The sequence below is a fragment of the Pseudomonas sp. CFBP 13710 genome (assembly GCF_014842235.1).
Taxonomy (GTDB): domain Bacteria; phylum Pseudomonadota; class Gammaproteobacteria; order Pseudomonadales; family Pseudomonadaceae; genus Aquipseudomonas; species Aquipseudomonas baltica.
This window is the reverse complement of sequence record NZ_JACYVJ010000028.1, coordinates 1-696: the sequence shown is the minus strand read 5'-3', so window position 1 is coordinate 696 and position 696 is coordinate 1. Positions and strand designations below refer to the sequence as shown.

Annotated in this window: 1 rRNA gene; it reads right to left on the bottom strand. The window is 48.1% G+C overall.

Going from position 1 to position 696, the window contains the following annotated elements:
- A 23S ribosomal RNA gene (locus IFT44_RS21020) occupies positions 1–531 on the bottom strand; the annotation flags it as partial.
- Positions 532–696: the final 165 nt, after the last annotated feature.

Genomic DNA, 696 nt, shown 5'->3' with positions numbered 1-696 from the left:
GCTCCCACTGCTTGTACGCATACGGTTTCAGGATCTATTTCACTCCCCTCTCCGGGGTTCTTTTCGCCTTTCCCTCACGGTACTAGTTCACTATCGGTCAGTCAGTAGTATTTAGCCTTGGAGGATGGTCCCCCCATATTCAGACAAGGTTTCTCGTGCCCCGTCCTACTCGATTTCATTGACAAGAGATTTTCGCGTACAGGGCTATCACCCACTATGGCCGCACTTTCCAGAGCGTTCCGCTAATCTCAAATCAACTTAAGGGCTGGTCCCCGTTCGCTCGCCACTACTAAGGGAATCTCGGTTGATTTCTTTTCCTCAGGGTACTTAGATGTTTCAGTTCCCCTGGTTCGCCTCTCATGCCTATGTATTCAGCATGAGATAACTGTCTTATGACAGCTGGGTTCCCCCATTCAGACATCTCCGGATCACAGTCTGTTTGCCGACTCCCCGAAGCTTTTCGCAGGCTACCACGTCTTTCATCGCCTCTGACTGCCAAGGCATCCACCGTATGCGCTTCTTCACTTGACCATATAACCCCAAGCAATCTGGTTATACTGTGAAGACGACATTCGCCGAAAATTCGCATTTACTCTAAGAGCAACTCACAAATTTTACCTTAGCCTGAACCCACACCAGTGAAAGTGTTGGTCCAGTCTATCTTTCTATCACATACCCAAATTTTTAAAGAACGAT